The sequence below is a fragment of the Streptomyces sp. NPDC093065 genome (assembly GCF_044754585.1).
Classification (GTDB): Bacteria; Actinomycetota; Actinomycetes; order Streptomycetales; family Streptomycetaceae; genus Streptomyces.
This window is the reverse complement of sequence record NZ_JBIVPJ010000017.1, coordinates 105,267-126,699: the sequence shown is the minus strand read 5'-3', so window position 1 is coordinate 126,699 and position 21,433 is coordinate 105,267. Positions and strand designations below refer to the sequence as shown.

General features: G+C 73.6%; 19 protein-coding genes. 6 read left to right on the top strand and 13 right to left on the bottom strand.

Features of this window, described 5'->3' with window-relative positions; genetic code table 11:
* Positions 1 to 44 precede the first annotated feature (44 nt).
* A complete protein-coding gene (locus ACIQFU_RS26805; RefSeq protein WP_402554728.1) occupies positions 45 to 491 on the bottom strand; it encodes a hypothetical protein in 447 nt (148 codons plus the stop codon).
* Positions 492 to 661: 170 nt separating this feature from the next.
* Between ACIQFU_RS26805 and ACIQFU_RS26800 the strand changes: the two genes are divergently transcribed.
* Positions 662 to 1,981: an ABC transporter substrate-binding protein gene (locus tag ACIQFU_RS26800; RefSeq protein ID WP_402554727.1), complete on the top strand. Its 1,320-nt coding sequence runs from the start codon at positions 662 to 664 to the stop codon at positions 1,979 to 1,981.
* A gap of 34 nt (positions 1,982 to 2,015) precedes the next feature.
* Here ACIQFU_RS26800 and ACIQFU_RS26795 read toward each other — a convergent pair whose 3' ends face one another.
* Positions 2,016 to 3,623 carry a hypothetical protein gene (locus ACIQFU_RS26795; protein WP_402554726.1) on the bottom strand — a complete coding sequence of 536 codons (1,608 nt, stop codon included), beginning with the start codon at positions 3,621 to 3,623 and terminating at the stop codon, positions 2,016 to 2,018.
* A 201-nt stretch (positions 3,624 to 3,824) separates the two neighbouring features.
* Positions 3,825 to 5,210: a transcriptional regulator gene (locus tag ACIQFU_RS26790; protein WP_402554725.1), complete on the bottom strand. Its 1,386-nt coding sequence runs from the start codon at positions 5,208 to 5,210 to the stop codon at positions 3,825 to 3,827.
* 303 nt (positions 5,211 to 5,513) lie between these two features.
* Between ACIQFU_RS26790 and ACIQFU_RS26785 the strand changes: the two genes are divergently transcribed.
* The 3 genes from ACIQFU_RS26785 (at position 5,514) to ACIQFU_RS26775 (ending at position 8,697) form a co-directional block, all read left to right on the top strand.
* Positions 5,514 to 6,167 (top strand): bifunctional DNA primase/polymerase, encoded by a 654-nt coding sequence (locus ACIQFU_RS26785; protein WP_402554724.1) that lies wholly within the window; start codon positions 5,514 to 5,516, stop codon positions 6,165 to 6,167.
* 131 nt (positions 6,168 to 6,298) lie between these two features.
* A complete protein-coding gene (locus tag ACIQFU_RS26780) occupies positions 6,299 to 7,075 on the top strand; it encodes an ABC transporter ATP-binding protein (protein WP_402554723.1) in 777 nt (258 codons plus the stop codon).
* Positions 7,072 to 8,697, top strand: coding sequence for a transporter (locus ACIQFU_RS26775; RefSeq protein WP_402554722.1), 1,626 nt, complete (start codon positions 7,072 to 7,074; stop codon positions 8,695 to 8,697). Before ACIQFU_RS26780 ends, ACIQFU_RS26775 begins: the two co-directional genes overlap by 4 nt.
* A gap of 28 nt (positions 8,698 to 8,725) precedes the next feature.
* On the opposite strand, the gene ACIQFU_RS26770 is transcribed toward ACIQFU_RS26775, so the two are convergent.
* Both ACIQFU_RS26770 and ACIQFU_RS26765 read right to left on the bottom strand, forming a co-directional pair.
* On the bottom strand, positions 8,726 to 9,649 hold the full coding sequence (locus ACIQFU_RS26770) for an alpha/beta fold hydrolase (RefSeq protein ID WP_402554721.1): 924 nt from the start codon (positions 9,647 to 9,649) through the stop codon (positions 8,726 to 8,728).
* A gap of 472 nt (positions 9,650 to 10,121) precedes the next feature.
* Complete coding sequence (locus tag ACIQFU_RS26765) at positions 10,122 to 10,814, bottom strand: metal-dependent transcriptional regulator (protein ID WP_402554720.1); 693 nt, start codon at positions 10,812 to 10,814, stop codon at positions 10,122 to 10,124.
* Between the two features lie 236 nt (positions 10,815 to 11,050).
* On the opposite strand from ACIQFU_RS26765, the gene ACIQFU_RS26760 reads away from it, so the two are divergent.
* Positions 11,051 to 11,806 carry an SIS domain-containing protein gene (locus tag ACIQFU_RS26760; protein ID WP_402554719.1) on the top strand — a complete coding sequence of 252 codons (756 nt, stop codon included), beginning with the start codon at positions 11,051 to 11,053 and terminating at the stop codon, positions 11,804 to 11,806.
* A 17-nt stretch (positions 11,807 to 11,823) separates the two neighbouring features.
* On the opposite strand, the gene ACIQFU_RS26755 is transcribed toward ACIQFU_RS26760, so the two are convergent.
* The 3 genes from ACIQFU_RS26755 to ACIQFU_RS26745 form a co-directional block, all read right to left on the bottom strand.
* Positions 11,824 to 13,227 carry a PAS domain-containing protein gene (locus ACIQFU_RS26755; protein ID WP_402554718.1) on the bottom strand — a complete coding sequence of 468 codons (1,404 nt, stop codon included), beginning with the start codon at positions 13,225 to 13,227 and terminating at the stop codon, positions 11,824 to 11,826.
* 192 nt (positions 13,228 to 13,419) lie between these two features.
* The gene (locus tag ACIQFU_RS26750) at positions 13,420 to 14,292 is read right to left on the bottom strand and encodes a GNAT family N-acetyltransferase (RefSeq protein WP_402554717.1); all 873 of its coding nucleotides are present in this window, start codon (positions 14,290 to 14,292) and stop codon (positions 13,420 to 13,422) included.
* Positions 14,293 to 14,626: 334 nt separating this feature from the next.
* Entirely contained in the window at positions 14,627 to 15,727 is a 1,101-nt protein-coding gene (locus tag ACIQFU_RS26745) for a citrate synthase 2 (protein WP_402554716.1), read from the bottom strand.
* Positions 15,728 to 15,967: 240 nt separating this feature from the next.
* Between ACIQFU_RS26745 and pdxH the strand changes: the two genes are divergently transcribed.
* A complete protein-coding gene (gene pdxH / locus ACIQFU_RS26740; RefSeq protein ID WP_402554715.1) occupies positions 15,968 to 16,672 on the top strand; it encodes a pyridoxamine 5'-phosphate oxidase in 705 nt (234 codons plus the stop codon).
* An 18-nt stretch (positions 16,673 to 16,690) separates the two neighbouring features.
* Here the strand turns inward: pdxH and ACIQFU_RS26735 are convergent, their stop codons facing one another.
* The 5 genes from ACIQFU_RS26735 to ACIQFU_RS26715 are packed head-to-tail and all read right to left on the bottom strand — an operon-like array spanning position 16,691 to position 21,369.
* Positions 16,691 to 17,251 carry a hypothetical protein gene (locus tag ACIQFU_RS26735; protein ID WP_402554714.1) on the bottom strand — a complete coding sequence of 187 codons (561 nt, stop codon included), beginning with the start codon at positions 17,249 to 17,251 and terminating at the stop codon, positions 16,691 to 16,693.
* A 4-nt stretch (positions 17,252 to 17,255) separates the two neighbouring features.
* A complete protein-coding gene (locus ACIQFU_RS26730) occupies positions 17,256 to 17,894 on the bottom strand; it encodes a TetR/AcrR family transcriptional regulator (RefSeq protein WP_402554713.1) in 639 nt (212 codons plus the stop codon).
* Positions 17,882 to 18,616, bottom strand: a complete 735-nt coding sequence (locus tag ACIQFU_RS26725) for an enoyl-CoA hydratase family protein (protein WP_402554712.1) — start codon at positions 18,614 to 18,616, stop codon at positions 17,882 to 17,884. The genes ACIQFU_RS26730 and ACIQFU_RS26725 overlap by 13 nt, the downstream gene beginning before the upstream one ends.
* Positions 18,613 to 20,181 carry a 4-coumarate--CoA ligase family protein gene (locus ACIQFU_RS26720; protein ID WP_402554711.1) on the bottom strand — a complete coding sequence of 523 codons (1,569 nt, stop codon included), beginning with the start codon at positions 20,179 to 20,181 and terminating at the stop codon, positions 18,613 to 18,615. Before ACIQFU_RS26720 ends, ACIQFU_RS26725 begins: the two co-directional genes overlap by 4 nt.
* Positions 20,182 to 20,220: 39 nt before the next feature.
* Entirely contained in the window at positions 20,221 to 21,369 is a 1,149-nt protein-coding gene (locus ACIQFU_RS26715) for an acyl-CoA dehydrogenase family protein (RefSeq protein ID WP_402554710.1), read from the bottom strand.
* Positions 21,370 to 21,433 lie beyond the last annotated feature (64 nt).

The following is a 21,433-nucleotide window of genomic DNA, read 5'->3' as shown; positions in this document are numbered from 1 at the left end:
ATCCGGCCTCCCGGACCGCGTGCCGTCCCGGCAGGCGGACCGGGTCAGGCGGACCTGGTCATGATCTGCAGCACCTCCAGCGTGCGCGGTTGTGTCTCCGGGTCCTCGCCGTCGCCGGTGGCCAGCCGTACGTGCGCGTCGCGCGCCGCCCGCACCGCCTCCGGCCAGTCCGCGTGCTCCAGGTACGCGGTCACCGGCGCGTCCGGCCCGACCTGGTGCATGATCCGCAGGACCCGCAGCACGGCGGTGTCGACCAGCGCGGCCTCCTGCGAGTCGCGGAAGACCGTGCCCACGTACTTCTCGGCCGACCAGTGGTCCAGCCAGGTGTCCTCCACCAGGCGGTACACCGCGTCGGTGACGTCCCCGTAGCCGTCGACACCGGCCAGCCAGACGTCCCGCTGGAAGGCGGGGGCGGAGAGCATGTGCAGCGCGGAGCGCACCTGACTGCGCCAGCGCCACCACGGCATGTCGTTGAGTGGCATGCCGCCCATGGTGGTGGAGCGACGGCCGCGACGGGAAGAGTTCTCCGAACCTTGCACGGTCGTCGATCCTACGTTCCTCTCCTCCGCGCCCCGCCGGCCCCCGCAATTCACCTCCGCGTCACCATGCGTTGACCGCGGGTCACTCCCGGGTTGGCCGGGTGCCGGAATCGTGCGGGGACATGACCGGCAGGCGACCCATCCGCAGCACTTCCCCCGGCGGCCCCCGAGGCCGTTCCCGGGCCACCCGCACCGCCGCACTGTCCGCGGGCGCGCTGGTGGCGTGCGCGTCGCTCGCCGTCGGCTGCGGGGTCGTCCCCGGTACCACGGGGGGTTCCGGGGACGACGGCCCGATCACCGTCATGACCTGGGCGCCGCAGGACACCGGCGCGACCAACAAACCCGGCATGCCCGCGCTCGCCCAGGCCTACGCCCGCTGGGTCAACGACCGGGGCGGCCTCGGCGGCCGCAAGCTGAACGTCCTGACCTGCAACGACCACAACGACAGCGTCGCCGCCGCGAAGTGCGCCCGCCGAGCCGTCAAGGAGAAGGCGGTCGCCGTGGTGGGCTCCTACAGCCAGCACGCCGACTCGTTCTTCCCCGTCCTCGAGGGCGCCCGCATCCCGTACATCGGCGGTTACGGCCTCACCAACACCGAGTTCACCAGTCCCCTTTCGTACCCGGTCAACGGGGGTCAGCCGGCGCTCCTCGCGGGCCTCGGCAGCGCCCTAGCCGACTCGTGCGGGCCGGTCACCCTGGTCCGCCCCGACACGATCGCGGGAGACCAGCTGCCCCCGCTGCTGGACTCGGGCCTGGTCTCGGGCGGGCACGGTCGGTCCCACGACCAGCGGGCCGCGGAGGACGCCACCGCGTACGACGACCAGTCGGAGCAGGCACTGGCACGGGAGGACACCGGCCCGGGGAAGCCGGGATGCGTCGTGCCCGTCCTCGGGGACCGCACCGGCACCTTCATGGACTCCTTCCGGCGCGCCCGCGAGGACCACCCCGGCGTACGGACCGCGACCGTGCTCGGCAGCGTCGACCAGACGACGGTCAACGCGAGCGGCGGGGCGTCCGGTCCCTACGAGGGGGCGTACGTCACCGGCTGGTACCCGTCGGTGGGCGACCCGGCGTGGGACGGGCTGAAGCAGCTGGTCAAGGAGCAGGCGTTCGGCGACAACGACGTGGACGCGGCGGACGCCGGGGTGCAGACGACCTGGATCGCGTACACCGTGTTCAAGGCCGTCGTCGAGTCCCTCGACGACGGGGAGATGAGCTCCGACACCGTCCGGCGGGCCCTCGACGACGGCCTGGAGGTCGGCACGGGCGGGCTCACGCCCGACCTGCGGTGGACCTTCGCCGACAAGCTGGCCTCGGTGGGCTTCCCCCGCCTGGTCAACGCCGAGGTCACCCTCCAGGTCGTGCGGGAGGGCCGCCTGGTCTCGGCCCGCGAGGGGGCCGTGGACACCACCGGGACCCTCCGGGACGCGGACGTGGCCTGAGAGGTGCGGAGCCCGCCGGGAGCGGGCCGCCGGGTCACAGCTGGGTCGGCTGCCGCTCGGTGAGGCCGTACTTCTTGGCGATGGCGTTCCAGAGCTTCGCGGCCTTGGCCTTCTCCTTGCTGGCCGTGCCGCTCTCCCGGTTGGCCGCCGACGGCTGGGTGGTGGCCTTGCCCTTCTTGCAGCCCTTCTTGCCGGCCGTCCGGTCGGCCCAGGCCGCGTAGTGGTTGTCGGCCGACGCCGAGGCCTGCCACGCCTTGGTGAGCGCGGTGGTCAGCTCGGTGTGCCGGGGCAGCCGGTCCACGGAGAGCTTGTCGAGGCTGTCGACGAGTCCGCTGCGCTGCTTGGCGGCCTCCCGCAGGTCCTTGGCCGCCTGGGACAGGTTGTCGCAGGTCTTCACGTCACCCACGGCGTTGATCACCGTGGTGCGGCCGGTGCCGCTCTCCGCGAGCAGCTTGTCCAGCTCGACGGCCTGCTCCTCGGCCGGGTCGGCGGACGGCGAGGCCGAGGCGGACGCGGACTCGGAGGCGGGGGCCGTGGCCGACACCGTCTGGTTGCCGCCCTTGTCCTCGTCCTTCCCGCCGCCGGCCATCATCGCGCCGGCGCCGACCCCGACGACGGCGATGCCCACGCCGACGGCCGCGATGAGCGGCAGCCGCGAGCCGGTACGCCCGCCCCGGCCGCCCCGGCCGCCGCCGTCACCGCCCCCGCGGCGCCTGCCGCCGCCGCCCGGGCCCTGCGGTGGGTACCCGGCCTGGGCACCGGGGTACGGCGCCTGGGGCGCGTCGAAGCGCGGCATCTGCTGGGTGGCCGAGGCCGGGCCCTCCGCACCGGGCGCCCCGCGGAAGAGGTTGTCGAACTCGGCGGGCGGCTGACGCCCCTCGTCGGTGCCCGGCCCGGCACCGAACGGGGCACCGGCGGGGCCGGCGGGCACGGGCGCGATGTACTGCGTCGCCTCCGCGTCGGGGTGGGACGCGGGCGCGGACTGCACGGGGTACTGCGGTGCCTGGCCGAGGTACTGCGTCGACTCGGCGGCGTGCGGCTGCGCGGGGCTCTCCGGGGGCAGCGCGCCCGGCCCCGCGGGCGGTATGTGCGGGATGAACTGGGTGGCACCCTCGTCGGCGGAGGCCGCGACGGGCGGTATGAACTGCGTGGCGCCGTCGTCGGCGGACGGCAGCGGCACAGCCGCCCCGCCGTACTGCTGCTGGTGCTGCTGCCCGTACGGCGGCTGCGCGCCGTAGATCTGGTCGCCCGCCGGTGCCCCGTACGACGGGGGCTGCGCGCCCTCCGGCGGCAGCGGTCCGGGGCCGGCCTGGGACGGCAGGGCACCGGGGGCCCGCCCCGGGTCGCCCTGCGCGGGCGGCCAGGCGGACGGCTGGGGCGCCTGCGGGGCGCCCCAGGGCTGGGCGCCCGGCGGCGTGGGCCAGCCCTGGTCGGCGGGCGGGCTCTGCGGCTGCTCGGGGCCCCAGGGCCGGTCCCAGGCCTGTCCGCCGGGCGGCGCCGATGCGGGCGGGCCGCCGGCCTGCGGGCCGACGGGCGCGTCGGCCCGACCGGGCAGCAGGGGCTCGCCACCGTCCGAGGGCAGCACGATGCCTTCGCGCGCTTGCCGCGCCGAGGGCTCCTCGCCCTGTCCACTCTGCGTCACCGGGACTCCTACGAATGGGGGACCTTCGGAATCGTCGGCTCACGCTACCGGGTCCCCGGAGCCCGCTGCCACGCCGCCCGGGGCGTCAACTCCTTCCCTGTGACAGCAGTAACAAAACCGGGCCGCGCCACGCTGTTGATGTGCCTTTGCGCTCACCACGGCGCGGTTTCACGCCCGTTCACGCATTCGCGCCCCGTCCGTTCACGCGGCGGCCTGCAGGTCGAGCCGGGCACCGAACTCTCTGACCACGGCTTCTTCCCGGTACGGCTCGAGCCGGGCCTGGAAGTCGTCCAGGTACTCGGCGCCCCGGTTCGAGCGCAGCGTCTCCAGGAGTTCCACGGCTCTCGTCGCCGTGTTGCAGGCCTGTTCGATCTCGCGCTGCTGCACCTGCGCCGTGGCCAACAGCACATGGCCGATGGCCCGCCTGCGCGCCCGGGACTCGGGGTGCCCCTCCAGCGACTGCCGTGCGTAGCGCGCCGCCGCGTCGGCCTGGCCGAGGTCCCGGTGGCAGTGCGCCAACTCGTCGGCCAGGTAGGCATCGTCGAAGTGCGCGATCCACACGGGGTCGTCCCCGGAGGACGGATCGGCCGACTCCATCGCCCCGACCGCACGGCCGGCCGCCTCGTGGGCCGCCCGCACGTCGCCGAGGAGCGCGTGGCCCCGGGCCTCGGCCGCGTGGAACATCGACTCCGCGCGCGGTGTGACCCGCCCGCGTGCGCCCTCCTGCGCCGCCCGCGCCAACTGGGCGATCTCGCGCGGGTTCCCGAGCTGCGCGGCGAGGTGGCTCATGGAGGCGGCCAGCACGTACCCGCCGTAGCCGCGGTCCCCGGCCGCCTGCGCGAGCCGCAGCGACTGGATGTAGTACCGCTGGGCGAGGCCCGGTTGGCCGGTGTCGACGGCCATGTATCCGGCCAGTTCCGTCAGTCGCGCGACCGTGGCGAACAAGTCCCGTCCGACCGCCTCCCGGTAGGAACCGGCCAGCAGTCCGGAGACGACGCTGTTCAGGTAGTGCACGAGGACCGGGCGCACGTGCCCGCTGCCGTACTGGTGGTCCAGGCCGACCAGTGCCTGTGTCATCGCCTTCACGGCCGCCACGTCGGACTGGCCCACCCGCGGCCCCGCCGACCGCGACACCTGCGGATCGGGGGCGGAAATCAGCCAGTCCCGGCTGGGCTCGACCAGCGCGGAGGCGGCGACGGAGGAACCGGACAGGAAGTCCCGGCGCCCCACGTCGCTGCGCCACAGCTCGCAGACCTGCTCGATGGCCCCCAGTACCGTCGGCGAGAACTGGAGACCGACGCCGGACGCGAGGTTCTTGCCGTTGGCCATGCCGATCTCGTCGACCGTGACCGTGCGGCCGAGCTTGCGTCCGAGCGCCTCGGCGATGATCGCCGGTGCCCGGCCCCGCGGTTGCTGTCCGCGCAGCCAGCGGGCCACGGAGGTCTTGTCGTACCGCAGGTCGAGACCGTGCTCGACCCCGCACACGTTGACCCGGCGGGCGAGGCCCGCGTTCGAGCAGCCCGCTTCCTGAATGAGCGCCTGCAGTCGTTCGTTCGGCTGCCGCGCGACGAGAGGCCTTGCGGCCATGGCGTAACCCCCATGCGGTCTCTTGCGGTCTCGATGCTGTCCGGACGGATCGGTGGACGAAGCGGATCCGGCCGTGAAGATCAATGCCCAGTCGATGTGCCGACAATGCGAGACTTGCGTAGTTTGCGAGGATTGCCGGGGCAACGGCCCGCGCCGACCCCAGTCGTGGTTACCCAGCTCCCACGGCGAATCCTCCTGCGCGCCCCCACCTATGCACCCATGCGCCCCGAATGCGGCATCGGTGCACCTCCCCCGCGCGCGGAGGCCCCGTAACCCCCGGTGAGCACGGGAGTTGAGGATCTCGTGGAAGAGACCATCCCCGGCACCGAAGCCGCCCAGATCCCGCAGCAGCGCGGCACGTCGCTGCTGGAGACCGCCGTTCGCTACGCCGAGGAGCGTCACTGGGACGTGTTTCCCGGCACCCGGCTGGTGCCCGCCGGCGGGGTGCAGCACTGCTCCTGCGGCGCCCCGGCGTGCGCCGCCCCGGGCGCGCACCCGGCGCGCGAGGACTGGGCGGCGCAGGCGACGGGCAGCGCGAGCGCCGTCCGGCGGATGTGGCAGAAGCAGCCGACGGCGTCGGTCCTGCTGCCCACGGGGCGGACGTTCGACGCGGTCGACGTGCCCGAGACCGCCGGCTTCCTGGCGCTGGCCCGGATGCAGCGGATGGAGCTGACGCTGGGGCCGGTGACGCTGGCACCGGACCGGCGGATGCGGTTCTTCGTCCTGCCGGGCGCGGGGGCGAAGGTGCCGGATCTCGTACGTCGGCTGGGGTGGGCGCCCCGGGCTCTCGATCTGGGCGTGCTCGGGGAGGGGGCGTACGTGGCGGCGCCGCCCACGCGGGTCGGGACGTGGGGAGCGGTCCAGTGGGCCTGCCGGCCGACCGCTGCGAATCGGTGGCTGCCGGATGTGGAGGAGCTGATCTCGCCGTTGGCGTACGCGTGCGGCAGGGATCGTTAGGGGGCGCCTTCTCGTCTGCCCGGTTACTGTCTCTTCGGCGGCCGCGGGCCGGTCCGTGGTACTCGCGCCGTTCCCCCGCGCCCCTTCAGGGGCGCTGCTCCCCCGTAGGGTTCATCGCGACGGAGGGAGATGTGGTGAGTAACAGCGCCGTGCGGGTTCAGGGGCTCTGGAAGCGGTTCGGGCAGCAGGTGGCCGTGGGTGGCATCGACCTGGAGTTGCCGGCGGGGAAGTTCATCGGGCTCGTCGGGCCCAACGGGGCCGGGAAGACCACCACGCTCTCCATGGTGACCGGTCTGCTGCGGCCGGATCAGGGCTCGGTCGAGGTCGTCGGGCACGACGTGTGGCGCGACCCGGCCGAGGTGAAGGCCAGGATCGGGGTGCTGCCCGAGGGGCTGCGGCTGTTCGAGCGGCTGTCGGGCCGGGAACTGCTCGGCTACACCGGCCGGTTGCGCGGACTGCCCGGCGACGAGGTCGACAAGCGGGCCACCCAACTCCTCGACGTGCTCGACCTCTCGGGCGCCCAGCACAAGCTGGTCGTCGACTACTCGACCGGCATGCGGAAGAAGACCGGGCTGGCCGCCGCACTGCTGCACAACCCTGAAGTGCTGTTCCTGGACGAGCCGTTCGAGGGCGTCGACCCGGTCTCCGCGCAGACCATCCGGGGTGTCCTGGAGCGCTACACCGCCTCCGGCGCCACCGTCGTCTTCTCCTCCCACGTCATGGAGCTGGTGGAGTCGCTGTGCGACTGGGTGGCCGTCATGGCCGCCGGCCGCATCCGCGCCACCGGCACCCTCGCGGAGGTGCGCGGCGAGGCGGCCTCGCTGCAGGAGGCGTTCCTCGAACTCGTCGGTGCGGGCGGCCGGGACGCCGGTTCCGACCTGGACTGGCTGGGCGGCGGGTCCCGATGAGAGCGCGGACCGCACCGGCCCCCGGGACCGCACAGATCACCCCCCTCACCACCGTCTTCGTGCGGCTGAAGCTGTCGCTCCTGCGCAACGGCCTGCGCCAGTCCGGCGGGCGGCGGGCCGCCTACATCGCCTCCGCCGTCCTCGTGCTGCTCTTCACCGCGCTCCAGCTGATCGGTCTCGTCGCGCTGCGCGGGTACGCGCACGTGGACGCACTGGTCGTGCTGCTCGCCGCGGTGCTCGCCCTGGGCTGGGCGGTGATGCCGCTGTTCTTCCCCGGCGGCGACGAGACGCTCGACCCGACCCGGCTGGTGATGCTGCCGCTGCGGCCCGGCCCCCTGGTGCGGGCCCTGCTCGTCTCCTCGCTGGTGGGCATCGGACCGCTGTTCACGCTGTGCTTGTTCGCCGGTTCCGTGGTCGCGGTCGCGCACGGCGGGGCGGCGTACGCCGTCGGGATCGTCGGCGCGGTCCTCGCGCTGCTGGTGTGCGTGACCCTGGCACGGGCCGTCGCCGCCGCCAACGTGCGGCTGCTGACCAGTCGCAAGGGGCGCGATCTCGCGGTGCTCAGCGGGCTGGTCGTCGCCGTCGGCGCCCAGCTCGTCAACTTCGGCGCGCAGCGGCTGGGCTCGTCGGGGCTCGGCGAGCTGGACCCGGTGGCCGACGTGGTGCGCTGGGTGCCGCCCGCCTCCGCGGTCGGCGCGATGGACGCGGCGAGCGAGGGCTCGTACGGCGTCGCGGTGGCCCAGCTGGCGCTGACCGCGGCGGCGCTGGTGCTGCTGCTGCGGGTGTGGGCGCGGCATCTGACGCGGCTGATGACGGCGCCCGACGGCTCCACCGTCCAGGGCGACACCGGCGCGGTGCGCGAGCGCGGCTCGGCCGGGCCCGCCCGCTGGCTGCCGGCGGGCCGCACCGGCACCACCATGGAACGCACCCTGCGCTATGTGTGGCGCGACCCGAAGACCAAGGCGGCGTGGGTGACCTCGCTGGCCATCGGCCTGATCGTGCCGGTGTTCAACGCCTGGCAGGGCACCGGATCGGTCTACTTCGCCTGCTTCGCCGCCGGGATGCTCGGCATCCAGATGTACAACCAGTTCGGCCAGGACACGTCCGCGTTCTGGATGGTCGCCATGACCATCTCCTCGACCAGGGACGCCTACGTCGAGCTGCGCGCCCGCGCACTGGCGCTGCTGCTGATCACGCTGCCGTACGCCACCCTCGTCACGGTGCTGACCACCGCGATGCTCGACGACTGGCGGACCCTGCCCGAGGCGCTCGGGCTGTCCTTCGCGCTGCTCGGCGCGATGCTGGCGACCGGCGCGTGGACCTCGGCGCGCTTCCCGTACTCCATCCCGCAGGAGGGCTACAAGAACGTCGCCCCCGGCCAGGTCGGGCTGGCCTGGGTCTCGATCTTCGGCGGCATGATCGGTGCGGCCCTGCTGTGCGCGCCCGTGATCGCGCTGACGATCTGGGTGAACGTCAGCGCGGGCACCGGGGACTCGGGATGGCTGCTGCTGCCGGTCGGCGCGGTGTACGGCGCGGCGCTGACGCTGCTCGGCCTGCGGCTGGCCGCGCCGCGTACGGCCCGGCGGCTGCCGGAGATCCTCACGGCGGTCAGCAAAGGGTGACGGGCCCTCCTCCGTGGGGCGCGGGCGGTCAGGCGCCCCCGAGGGCGGTCAGGAAGGGCTCGATGGCCGCCCGCCACGCCTCCGGCTGGTCGTAGTGGACGAGGTGGCCGGCGTCGGCGACCTCCGCGTACTGGCCGTCCGGCAGGACGCGGACCATCTCCTGGGCCTCGGCGCGGCCCAGCTCGCCGTCGAGGCCGCGCACGACCAGGGTGGGGCAGCGCACCTGGGCCAGCTCCTCCCAGTGGGCGTCGTAGACCCACGTCTCGCGGGAGCGGAGCATCTGCTCGGGTTCGAAGACGGGACGCCAGCCGTCCGGGGACTCGGCCATCACCTCGGCGTAGAACTCGCCGCGGGCCGGGTTGGGGCGCTCCACCCAGGGGTCGTCCTCGCCGAACCACTTGCGGACGTCGGCGAGCGTGGCGAAGGGGACCGGCCAGGCACGGAACCACTCGGTCCAGGTGTGCTGGGAGGCGGCGCCGAGAGCGGAGGCCCGCATGTCGCAGATGACCAGACCGCGGACCAGGTCGGGGCGTTTGGCGGCGAGCTGCCAGGCGGTGAGCGCGCCCATGGCGTGGCCGACGAGGACGGCCGGGCCGAGACCGAGCTGCTCCAGGGCGGCCTCGACGTCCCCGACGTAGGCCTCGCGGGTGTAGGCGGCCCGCGGGGGCTTGTCGCTGCGGCCGTGGCCGCGCTGGTCCAGGGCGACGGCACGGTGGCGGGCGGAGAGCCAGCGGGCCGTGGGGGCCCAGTGCGAGGCGCGGCCCATCAGGCCGTGCAGTAACAGCACGCCGGGCAGGTCTGCGGCCCCGGACGCGGGGATCGCGGGGACGGATGCGGGGCCGGACGTCTCGTGCGCCCGGTCCTGCGTCCGGTCGGTCTTGGGAGGGTCGCCGAACTCCCAGGCCGCGAGCCGTACGCCGCCCGCGCCGGTCACGTCGATGCGCCGCGCCATTGGTCCTGGCACCCCCAAGCTCCGCTCGGACCCGCCCGCCCTCGCGGGCCGGCCGGTCCTGTGAACCGTGTCCTGCCTGCCGTGCAGATTTATCGAAGCTTATCGAATACCCATTCGAAAAAGCCGTCCCGCCGAGCAACACCCCTCATTCGAGTGACACCACTCAGGGATTGATCGCCGCCGCCCAGGGGAGATCTTCAACGGGAGGCGGACCGCTCGGGGAAATCGGTCCGAGGGGATTGACCTTGAGAGCTCGGGGCTCCAGGTCAGCACAGGGGAGGACAGGCCCCGGCGCCGCACGGCGCCGGGGCCCTCTCCGTCTCTCCGGCACGCCCTCCCCCTCTCCGGCCCGGGCGCGACATCACTGCCGGCCACGGCCAAGAGCCCCTCGCGTCCTCTGCCTCACGCCACAGCCTCGCACGGGAAACGCCCGGCCGCTGCGATTCCGCCCACCGGGTCCGCCCCGGTGCGGTCAGCGCTTGGCGACGAACACGTGGGAGGCGGTGTCCGACTCCAGCTCGGCGGCCTCACCGCCGCTGCCCACCAGCACGCCGCCCGCCGACTCGGTCACGCTCACCACCGAGCCGGGCTGCACTCCGGCCCGGCGCAGCGTGTACATCAGCTGGGCGTCCGTCTGGATCGGCTCGCCGATACGGCGCACGACGACCGTCTTGCCCTCCACCCCGGGATCGAGGTCGGCGAGGGACACCATGCCCTCGTCCAGGAAGGGGTCGGCCCCGTCCGTCTCGCCCAGCTCCTCCAGGCCCGGGATCGGGTTGCCGTACGGCGACTCGGTCGGGTGCCGCAGCAGCTCCAGGACGCGGCGCTCCACCGCCTCGCTCATCACGTGCTCCCAGCGACACGCCTCCGCGTGCACCTGCTCCCACTCCAGGCCGATCACGTCGACGAGCAGGCACTCCGCGAGCCGGTGCTTGCGCATCACGCGCGTCGCCAGCCGCCTGCCCTCGTCGGTCAGCTCCAGATGCCGGTCCGCCGCCACGGACACCAGACCGTCGCGCTCCATCCGCGCCACCGTCTGGCTGACCGTCGGACCGCTCTGGTCGAGCCGCTCGGCGATCCGGGCGCGCATCGGGACCACACCTTCCTCTTCCAGTTCGAGGATGGTGCGGAGGTACATCTCCGTGGTGTCGATCAGTCCGGACATATGTGCCCCTCGATGAGATTGCCGGAGGCTGCGGCCCACCGGCGCGTGCGCTGGCCCTGCCACCAATTCTGACGCATACCACCGACAACCGTGCCGCGCCGCGAAAAGCCGGGCCCGGACGGGCCCGCGCGCGCCCACTCGCGCCCCACCGTCCCACAGCGTTGACGCCGTATTGACACCGCACTGGTCCAGACCGCACCGTGATCCGCGACGCAGCCACACCGAAGGGGTCCCGCATGAGCGACCGCAAGCCGGCCGGCCAGTTCCTCGACGCGGCGATCGACCTCCTGCGACGCGTCCGCGACGAGGAGGCGGACAGCATCGAGGCGGCCGGCACCCTGCTCGCCGACACCGTGCAGAACGGCGGCCGGCTCTTCGCCTTCGGCGCCGGCCACTCCTCGCTCGCCGCCCAGGACGTCGTGTACCGCGCGGGCGGACTCGCCCTGATGAACCTGCTCACCGTGCCCGGCGTCGTCGGCGTCGACGTGATGCCGGCCACGCTCGGCTCCGCCCTGGAACGCGTCGACGGCCTCGCGAGCGCCGTACTGGACTCCTCGCCGCTCCGCGAGGGCGACGCCCTGGTGATCATCTCCCTCTCCGGCCGCAACGCGCTGCCCGTGGAGATGGCCATGAACGCCCGCGCCCTCGGCGTCCGGGTCGTCGGGGTGACCTCGGTGGCGTACGCGACCGAGACGACGTCGCGGCACGCCTCCGGCACGTTCCTCAAGGACCACTGCGACATCGTGCTGGACTCCAAGATCGCCGTCGGCGACGCGGAACTCACCCTGGACACCGTCCCGGCGCCCTTCGCGCCCGCCTCCACGGTCGTCACCAGCGCCCTCATGCAGGCCATGACGGCCACGGCGGCCGCCGCCCTCGCCGACCGCGGCATCGAGCCCCCGCTCCTGCGCTCCGGCAACGTGGACGGCGGCCACGAGTGGAACGGCCGCGTCCTTGACCAGTACGGGGACCGCATCTTCTACCGCCGCTGAACGGACCCGGGCCCCGTTCAGCGCCGGTCCACCGCGCCGGCCAGGTCCAGTGCCGTCGCGATCCGGACCGCCACGTCCTCGGCGTACATGGCGTCCGGCCGCTCGAAGGCGCTGCGGCCCGCGCCCCGCAGGAAGGTGACGACGCCCAGGGTCCGGCCGCGGCTGCGCAGCACCGCGCACAGGCCGTGCACCGTGTCCGCCGGCCACTGCCGGGCCGCCGCCCACTGCCGCACCTGCTCCTCGGGCACCGTCCGCACCCCGGCGCTGGCCCGCACCGAGCCGGCCCGCTCCACGCACTGCACGGCGGGATGCCCCTCGCCGTAGCGCACCGGCATCCCGGCGGTCCCGGACGGAACGCTCGGCCCCGGCGCGCCGGACGGCGTGGCCGCGACCCGGACCAGCCGCACCGGCTCGGCCGCGTCGGTGTCCGGCGCGGCGCCGCCGACGACCCGGTCGATCAGGGCGTGGTCGGCGAACCCGGCCAGCGCGAAGTCGAGGTGGACGATCGCGGCCTCCGCCGGGTCCTCGCACTCGGCCGCGGCACGCGCCGCCCGGTGCAGCTGGTTGGCCCTGAAGCGCAGCAGCGCCGCCTCCTGCTCGCCCTGCTTCGACTCCGTGACGTCCTGGAACAGCCAGCCGACCCCCAACGGCACCGGCTCCTCGGCCAGCGGCGAGGCCAGCCGCACGAACCCGCTGCGCCAGCACCGGCGCCGTTCGCCCTCCGGCGTGCGCAGGCTCACCCACACCTCGGCCGGTGCGGGCGGCGCGCCCTCGGCGAGGACGTGCGTCAGCGCGTTCTCCAGCTCCTCGACGCCCTGGGCGAGCAGATCACCGAGCGGCCGCCCCAGGACGGACGTACGCCCGGCGCCCAGCGCCCGCGCCGCGTGCGCGTTGACCACGGCGGGCCGCAGGTCCACGTCCACCAGGACGACACCCCAGCTCGCGTCCTCCAGCAGGGCCTCGCTCAGCGCGATGGACCGCTCCAGGTCGATCTGCGCGTGCACCTCGCTGAACGCGCAGTACACCCCGGCGGGCTTCCCGTCGGGACCGCGCACCGCCGCGGACTGGGTGCGTACCAGCACCCGGCCGCCGTCCTTGGTCAGCAGCGCGAACTCGTGCACCTGCCGCCCCGGCGCCCGCATCGCGGACAGCAGCCGGTCCTCCACCTCGCCGGCGTCCGCGCTGCGCACCGCCCACCCGGCGAAGCCCTGCCGTCCCACGGCCTCGGCCGCGCTCCAGCCCAGGATCCGCTCCGCCTCGCGGTTCCAGTGGGTGACGACCCCCTCCGCGTCGAAGGCGCACAGAGCCGCGTCCATGCCGTCGAGGAGCGCGGCCAACAGGTCCGCGCCGTCCCGCTCGGGCTGCTCCGGCTCGTCCGGCCCCAGCTCGTCGGTGGTCCCACTACGCCGGGAAGCACTCACCTGGACCCCCTGCAGGCTGCGTCCGCCGTACCGTACGTCGGTTCGCTCACTGGCCTTCATTCAACTCGAACGTGATGCAGCACACACCGGGTTCCCGCAAGTTCGCGGGAAATCGTTGTACTGCGGAAACTCGGCATACGCCCCCGTCATGACGGGGCATGACGGGGGCCGTGCGGCGGGAGACGGCAGGCGTCACGCCGGCCCGGCGGCGAGCCTGAGATCGACCCATTCGTCGCTCTCGCCGTCGAGCACGTACCGCTCCTTCTCGACGAACCCGCGCGCCCCGGCGAACCGCAGCCCGTCGGCGTTGGCCGCCAGCACCACGGTCTCCACCGCCCCGGCACCCAGTACGCGCGCGTGCGCCAGCCCCTCCTCGTAGAGCGCCGTACCGATCCCGCGCCCCCGGTAGGCGGGCAGCACCCGCGCGATCACGGTCGCCGCCCGCTCCTCGCCGCCGGGCGGCCGCACGGTGGAGCAGCCGACGAGGACGTCCCCCAGGTAGGCGTTGGCCAGCCGGTTGCGTCCGACGCGCTCACGCGCCTCGTCGAGGGTCATGGCGGCCGGCGGCACGATCACGTTGTGCACGTGCCGCCACTGTTCCACCATGGCGTCCCCGTCCACCGGCTCGATCCGCAGCGCCGATCCGGGCCCCGCGGCGACCGTCCCCCGCCGCGCGTCCACCTCGATCTCGATGCGCATCCGCTCGTCCGCGAGCCCGCACACCGTCATCGTCGCGGCCGGCCGCACCCGGCCGAACGTCCGCCGCAGCACGGGCCAGCAGGGCTCGAAGTCCTCCCGTGCGGGCAGCAGGTACCGCACCCGCACCACGTCCGCGAACGTGCACCCCGCCTCGGCGAGCGCGGCCCCGATGTTCCGCAGGCACTGCTCGGCCTGCTCCACGACGTCGTCGGAAATCGTCATCGACGTGTAGTCGAACCCCGTCGTCCCCGACACGTGCACCCGGTCGCCGTCGACGACGGCCCGGGCGTACCCGATCCGCTCCTCGAACGTCGATCCACTGACTATCACCCGCCTTGCCGGCGGGGCCCCCTGGCGTTTCGTCATGGGCGAAACCGTAGGTGACCAGCGAAGACGCGTCCATGGGAGATCGGCAACGAATCGATCCGGAAAATCGATTGAATCGACGGCCGCCCCGTTCTTAGGGTGGTCCGTACACGAGAAGGGAGGTGGTTCGGCAGATGTATGACATCCGGACGCGTGAGGTGGCTGCGGGCTAGCGGCCCGGCACCACACGGAGTGCGGCGCCGGACCAGCGCGTGAAAGACGCGTGCAGCCGGCCCAATCCCAGAGCAGTCACCCGACCCGCGAGTCGCCGGTACGTCCGGCCGGCTCCTCCACGGAGGAACCAGACTCGCGGGTCGCCTGCGTTTCAGGGGGATCAGTCGGCGATGTCGGCGTAGCCCTCGATCTCACGCGGGTCGCGGGTGCCCGGGCCCGTGTAGCGGGCGGAGGGACGGACCAGGCGGCCGGTGCGCTTCTGCTCCAGGATGTGGGCGGACCAGCCGGCGGTGCGGGCGCAGGTGAACATCGAGGTGAACATGGGCGCCGGGACCTCCGCGAAGTCCAGCATGATGGCGGCCCAGAACTCGACGTTGGTGGCCAGCACCCGGTCGGGGCGGCGGGCGTGGAGCTCGGCGAGGGCGGCCTTCTCCAGGGCCTCGGCGACCTCGTAGCGCGGGGCGCCCAGTTCGCGGGCGGTGCGGCGCAGGACGCGGGCGCGCGGGTCCTCGGCGCGGTAGACGCGGTGGCCGAAGCCCATGAGGCGTTCGCCCGCGTCGAGGGTCTTCTTGACGTAGGCCTCGGCGTCGCCGGTGCGCTCGATCTCCTCGATCATGTGCAGGACGCGGGAGGGGGCGCCGCCGTGCAGTGGGCCGGACATGGCGCCGACGGCTCCGGAGAGGGCGGCGGCCACGTCGGCGCCGGTGGAGGCGATGACGCGGGCGGTGAAGGTGGAGGCGTTCATGCCGTGCTCGGCGGCGGAGGTCCAGTAGGCGTCGACGGCGGCGACGTGCTTGGGGTCGGGTTCGCCGCGCCAGCGGATCATGAAGCGTTCGACCACCGAGTTGGCCTTGTCGATCTCGCGCTGCGGGACCATGGGCAGGCTCTGGCCGCGCGCCGACTGGGCGACGTAGGACAGGGCCATGACGGCGGCGCGGGCGAGGTCGTCGCGGGCCTGCGCGGCGTCGATGTCCAGGAGGGGTTTGAGGCCCCAGGCGGGGGCGAGCATGGCCAGGGCGGACTGGACGTCGACCCGGATGTCGCCGGAGTGCACGGGGATGGGGAAGGGCTCGGCGGGCGGCAGGCCGGGGTTGAAGGCCCCGTCGACGAGCAGTCCCCACACGTTGCCGAAGGAGACGTGGCCGACCAGGTCCTCGATGTCGACGCCGCGGTAGCGGAGGGCGCCGCCCTCCTTGTCGGGTTCGGCGATCTCCGTCTCGAAGGCGACGACTCCCTCTAGCCCGGGTACGAAGTCGGACATCAGGCGGCTCCTCGTGATCAGTGGTCTGCGGCGACCTGGGCGGAGGCGGTGCGCCGCCTCCATGGATCCGCGGTCGTGTCCCCGACTCGCGGTCCTGCCGGTCACCCCTGTGATGCCCCGTGCGGCCGTCGGTCATCCGGCCGGAGCGGGACCAAGAACCATATCCCCGAGTGCCGTGCTTGGGGAGTGGGTGCGGCACTCGGTGCCACCCCGGCCGGGGGGCGGAGCGGATACGGCAGGATGGGCGGCGTGACCGATCGCGAAGCCGATTCCGCCGTCCCCGCCGCCGCCCAGGTTCCCTTCGATCTCGCGTCGATGCGCAAGCAGTACCGGGCCGAGGGGCTGTCCGAGACCGAGCTGGCGGCGACGCCCGTCGAGCAGTTCGCGCGCTGGTTCAAGCAGGCGGCGACGGACGGCGGGCTGTTCGAGCCGAACGCCATGGTGGTCTCCACGGCGGACGCCGAGGGGCGGCCCAGCTCCCGCACGGTGCTGCTGAAGCACTTCGACGAGCGGGGGTTCGTCTTCTACACCAACTACGACTCCCGCAAGGCGCGCGAGCTGGACGCGAACCGTTACGTCTCGCTGCTGTTCCCGTGGCATCCGATGGCCCGGCAGGTCGTGGTGACGGGCGTGGCGTGCCGCACCGGGCGGGACGAGACCGCCGGGTACTTCCGGACCCGGCCGCACGGGTCGCAGCTGGGTGCCTGGGCGAGCGTCCAGTCCTCGGTGGTGGCGGACCGCCGTGCCCTGGACGCGGCGTACGCCGAGCTGGCGGCGCGCTATCCGGAGGGCGAGCAGGTGCCGGTGCCGCCGCACTGGGGCGGGTTTCGGGTGGTGCCGGAGGCGGTGGAGTTCTGGCAGGGCCGGGAGAACCGGCTGCACGACCGGTTGCGGTACGTGGCGGAGGGCGGCGGGGGCTGGCGGGTGGAGCGGCTGAGTCCGTGACGGGTTTTGGCGCCGCGTCTAGAACTTGCCCCACAGGTACGAGGTGCGGTGGCCGTCGAGGTGGGCGGCGACGCGGGCCCGGAAGTCGTCGGTGAGGTCGGGCCAGTTCCAGAACTCGAAGCCGAGGTGCCCGAGAGCGAGTGGAGCCTCGTCCCAGGTCCAGTCCTGGACGGGGACCGGCGCGGCGCAGGCCGGGCAGTCCACCGCCGCCGCGCCCGTGTCGTGCCAGGTCCGCATCGCGGTGCTGAAGGTCTGCCAGGCGGCTGCGTCGTCGAGGACGACGGCCGCCGCACACCGGGGGCACAGGGCCGCGCCCGGCATGTCCGCGCCGCTGGTGAAGCCGGTGCGCCGGGTGTGGACGGCGAGGCCGTCCGAGGGCGGGAAGTCCCAGTCGTCGGTCACCGCCCGCTCCCAGTGCGGGCCGGGCGGGTGCCCCAGGGGCCGGCCGGGAACGCAGGGGGTGCGCTCGGCGAGGACGACGCCCTCGACCACGAGCCACTCCCGCACGCGCCGGGCGAGCGGCTCGGCGTCGCCGTCGTCCGCGTCGAGGTCGACGATCACCTGGAACCGGTCCCCCACGGCGTCACCCCACCTCCCGCGTCAGCGCCGCGTCCAGCAGCCGCGCCCACTGCTCCACCACCCGTTCCCGCCGGGCCGCGTCGTCGGTGAGGAGGTTGGCGAGGCCCAGGCCGCGGGCCATGTCCAGGAGGCCCTGGACGGTTTCGCGGGCGCCGGGGCGGGACTCGTCGGCGCCGAGGAGGTCGACGGCGATGCGGTGGCTCTCGCGGCCGACGCGGGCCTCCAGTTCGGTGACCCGGCCGCGCAGCTGCTCCTCGTTGGAGGCGGCCACCCACAGGTGCAGGGCGGCGCGGAAGAGCGGGCCGGTGTAGAGGTCGACGAGCGCGGCGACCACCGCGCGCCGGTCACCGGCGGCCGCGCCCCCGGGGAACAGGTGGCGCAGCGCGACGGAGCGTTCCTCGGCGACGTACTCCACGGCCGCGGTGAAGAGGTCCTCGCGGGTGGGGAAGTGGTGCTGGGCGGCGCCGCGGGAGACGCCGGCGTGTTCGGCGACGACGGAGACCGTGGACCCGGCCCAGCCGCGTTCGGCGAGGCAGGCCACGGCGGCTTCGAGGAGCCGCTGCCGGGTGGCCCGGCTGCGGTCCTGCTTGGGTACGCGCTCCGTGCGGTCCGCCGTGTTCGCGGCGCCGCTCACACCACCCATTCCGGATCCCGTCGTTCGAGGAAGGCCGTCATCCCCTCGCGGGCCTGCGGGGAGGCGAACAGCCGGGCCGAGAGCGCGGTCAGGCCGGCCGCGTCCCGGTCGAAGGCCTCCAGCACCCTAGCCGTGAGCAGCCGTTTCGTCTCGGCCAGGCCCTGCGGTGAGGCACGGCGCACACCGTCGAGGACGGGTGCGAGTACGGCGTCCACGTCGTCGCCCGCCGCCGTGACCAGGCCGGTGCGGGCGGCCTCGGCGGCGTCGAAGCGTTCGCCGGTGAGGTAGTAGCGGGCGAGGGCGCGCGGGTCGGTGCGGGGCAGCAGGGTCAGGGAGATGACGGCGGGCGCGACGCCGATGCGGACCTCGGTGAAGGCGAAGGTCGACTCCGTGGACGCCGCCGCGATGTCGCAGGCGGCGACCAGACCGAGGCCGCCCGCGCGGACGTGCCCGGCGACCCGGGCGATCACCGGTTTCGGCACCTCGGCGATCCGCCGGAACAGGCCGACCAGGGCGTCCGGGTCGGGCGGGTCGCGCAGGTCGGCGCCCGCGCTGAAGGTGTTGCCGGTGTGGGCGAGGACGACGGCGCGGACGCCGGGGTCCTCGCCCGCCGCGGTGAGGGCGCCGGTCAGGTCGCCGACGAGGGCGGCGGACAGGGCGTTGCGGTTGTGCGGGGAGTCGAGGGTGAGGGTCTCGACTCCCCGCGTGCGGGTGCGGAGGACGGTGGTCACTGCTGCTTCCTCAGTTCGCGGCGCAGGATCTTGCCGGACGCGGCGCGGGGGACGGCGTCGGTGAAGGTGACCTTGCGGACGCGTTTGTAGGGGGCGACGCGTTCGGCGACGTACATCATGATCTCGCCCTCCGCGAGGCCGGGTGCGGCCGGCTGGCGTACGACGAAGGCGTGCGGTACCTCGTTGCCGTCGTCGTCGTACTCGCCGATGACGGCGGCGTCGGCGATGCGGGGGTGGGTGAGCAGGAGGGCCTCGAGTTCGGCGGGGGCCACCTGGAAGCCCTTGTACTTGATGAGTTCCTTGACGCGGTCGACGACGAAGAGCCAGCCGTCGGTGTCGGTGTGTCCGACGTCGCCGGTGTGCAGCCAGCCCTCCTCGTCGATCATCGCGGCGGTGGCGTCGGGGCGGTTGAGGTAGCCCTTCATGATCTGGGGGCCGCGGATGAGGATTTCGCCGGATTCCCCGGCGGGGAGGTCCTTGCCGGGGTCGGTGAGGGAGACGATGCGCATCTCGGTGCCGGCGATGAGTCTGCCGACGGTGCCGGGTGGCGCGTCGGCCATGGCGTCCAGGGGGACGACGTGGGTGCCCGGGGACAGTTCCGTCATGCCGTAGGCCTGGCCGACGGGCGGCAGGCCGAGCCGCTGGGAGCAGGCGGCGGCGAGGCGCGCGTCCAGGGGGGCGGCGGCGCTGACGATGTACTTCAGCGAGGAGAGGTCGTAGTCGGCGACCAGGGGGTGTTTGGCGAGGGCCAGGACGATCGGCGGGGCGACGTAGAGGCTGGTGATGCGGTGGTTCTGGATGGCGGCGAGGAACTGCTCCAGGTCGAAGCGGGGCAGGACGACGACGGTGGCGCCGAGCCGCAGCGGGGCGTTCATGAGGGCCGTCAGCCCGTAGATGTGGAAGAACGGCAGGACGGCCAGGACGCGGTCGCCGGGCGCGGACGGCATCGACGGTTCGAGCTGGGCGAGGTTGGTGGCGATCTGCCGGTGGGTGAGCATGACGCCCTTGGGTGTGCCGGTGGTGCCCGAGGAGTAGGGCAGGGCGGCGACGTCCTCGGCCGGGTCGATCGGGACGGACGGTTCGGGCGCGGTGGAGGCCAGCATGTCGATCAGCGAGCGGTGGCCGGGCGCGCTGTCGCAGACCAGGATCTCCTGGACGCCGCCCGCGAGTTCGGCGGCCCGTCGGGCGGTGTCCAGGAGCGGTGCGACGGTGACGATCCAGCGGGCGGCGCAGTCCCGCAGCTGTTTGGCGAACTCCTCGGCCGTGGCGAGCGGGTGCACCGTGGTGACGGAGGCGCCCGCGCGGGTGGCGGCGTAGAAGGCGAGCGGGAAGGCGACGGTGTTGGGGCTGTGCAGGGCGAGGACGTCGCCCTTGCGCACGCCGGTCCCGGCGAGGGCGGCGGCGACGCGCCGGTGGAACCGGTCCACCTGCTCGTAGGTGAGGGTGGTGCCGTCGGTGCCGTCGATGAGCGCCGGGGTGTCCCCGAAGGCGGCGGCCCCGCCGAGCACCGCGTCGTGGATGGGCAGGTCGACGGGCGGGACGTCTGCGTACTCGCTGCGGAACACGGTTCCTCCAACGCCGCTTGGACACGGCCTAGTACTGGCCTAGTACGACTTGGGCAGGCCCAGGGTCTGGTGGGAGACGTAGTTGAGGATCATCTCCCGGCTCACGGGGGCGATACGGGCGACACGGGACGCCGTGATCAGCCGGCCGAGCCCGTACTCGCGGGTGAGGCCGTTGCCGCCGAGGGTGTGCACGGCCTGGTCGACGGCCTTCACGCAGGCCTCCCCGGCGGCGTACTTCGCCATGTTGGCGGCCTCGCCGGCGCCCACGTCGTCGCCCGCGTCGTAGAGGTGGGCGGCCTTCTGCATCATCAGGCGGGCGAGTTCCAGGTCGATGTGCGCCTGGGCGAGGGGGTGCGCGATGGCCTGGTGGGCGCCGATGGGCGTCTTCCAGACGGTGCGCTCGCGGGCGTAGTCGAGGGCGCGGGAGAGGGCGTGGCGGCCCATGCCGATGCCGAAGGCGGCGGTCATGACGCGCTCGGGGTTGAGGCCCGCGAAGAGCTGGAGCAGACCCGCGTCCTCGTCGCCGACCAGGGCGTCGGCGGGCAGCCGTACGTCGTCGAGAGTGAGCTCGAACTGCCGGTCCACCGCGTCGAGTTCCATGTCGATGGCGCGGCGCTCGAAGCCGGGGGCGTCGCGCGGGACGATGAACAGGCAGGGCTTGAGCTTGCCGGTGCGGGCGTCCTCGGTGCGGCCGACGATCAGGGTGGCGTCGGCGATGTCGACGCCGGAGACGAAGACCTTGCGGCCGGTGAGGATCCAGTCCCCGGTGGCCGCGTCGCGGCGGGCGGTGGTGGTGATGCGGTGGCTGTTGGAGCCGGCGTCGGGTTCGGTGATGCCGAAGGCCATGAGGCGGGTGCCGTCGGCGAGGGACGGAAGCCACTCGCGCTTCTGCTCCTCGGTGCCGAAGCGGGCGATGACGGTGCCGCAGATCGCCGGGGAGACGATCATCATGAGCAGCGGGTTGCCGGCGGCGCCCAGCTCCTCGAGGACGAGGGAGAGTTCGGTGATGCCGGCGCCGCCTCCGCCGTATGCCTCCGGCAGGTTGACGCCTATGTAGCCGAGCTTGGCCGCGTCCTGCCAGAGGCGTTTGTTGTCTTCGGGGTCGGCGGTGTGGGGGCGGGTTCGGGCGAAGGCCGATACCGCTGCGCGGAGGGACTTGTGCTCTTCGGATTCGATGAGGGTGGTCACGGGGCTCCTTCGGTCGCTGTACGAGTGCGGGTCCGTTGTGGCTGGTCGCGCAGTTCCCCGCGCC

Bases quoted from the DNA above. Each gene is read 5' to 3' on its own strand.
- ACIQFU_RS26805 (WP_402554728.1), bottom strand. From the start codon at position 491: ATGGGCGGCATGCCACTCAACGACATGCCGTGGTGGCGCTGGCGCAGT.
- ACIQFU_RS26800 (WP_402554727.1), top strand. From the start codon at position 662: ATGACCGGCAGGCGACCCATCCGCAGCACTTCCCCCGGCGGCCCCCGA.
- ACIQFU_RS26790 (WP_402554725.1), bottom strand. From the start codon at position 5,210: ATGGCCGCAAGGCCTCTCGTCGCGCGGCAGCCGAACGAACGACTGCAG.
- ACIQFU_RS26775 (WP_402554722.1), top strand. From the start codon at position 7,072: ATGAGAGCGCGGACCGCACCGGCCCCCGGGACCGCACAGATCACCCCC.
- ACIQFU_RS26770 (WP_402554721.1), bottom strand. From the start codon at position 9,649: ATGGCGCGGCGCATCGACGTGACCGGCGCGGGCGGCGTACGGCTCGCG.
- ACIQFU_RS26765 (WP_402554720.1), bottom strand. From the start codon at position 10,814: ATGTCCGGACTGATCGACACCACGGAGATGTACCTCCGCACCATCCTC.
- ACIQFU_RS26760 (WP_402554719.1), top strand. From the start codon at position 11,051: ATGAGCGACCGCAAGCCGGCCGGCCAGTTCCTCGACGCGGCGATCGAC.
- ACIQFU_RS26750 (WP_402554717.1), bottom strand. From the start codon at position 14,292: ATGACGAAACGCCAGGGGGCCCCGCCGGCAAGGCGGGTGATAGTCAGT.
- ACIQFU_RS26745 (WP_402554716.1), bottom strand. From the start codon at position 15,727: ATGTCCGACTTCGTACCCGGGCTAGAGGGAGTCGTCGCCTTCGAGACG.
- pdxH (WP_402554715.1), top strand. From the start codon at position 15,968: ATGGGCGGCGTGACCGATCGCGAAGCCGATTCCGCCGTCCCCGCCGCC.
- ACIQFU_RS26730 (WP_402554713.1), bottom strand. From the start codon at position 17,894: ATGGGTGGTGTGAGCGGCGCCGCGAACACGGCGGACCGCACGGAGCGC.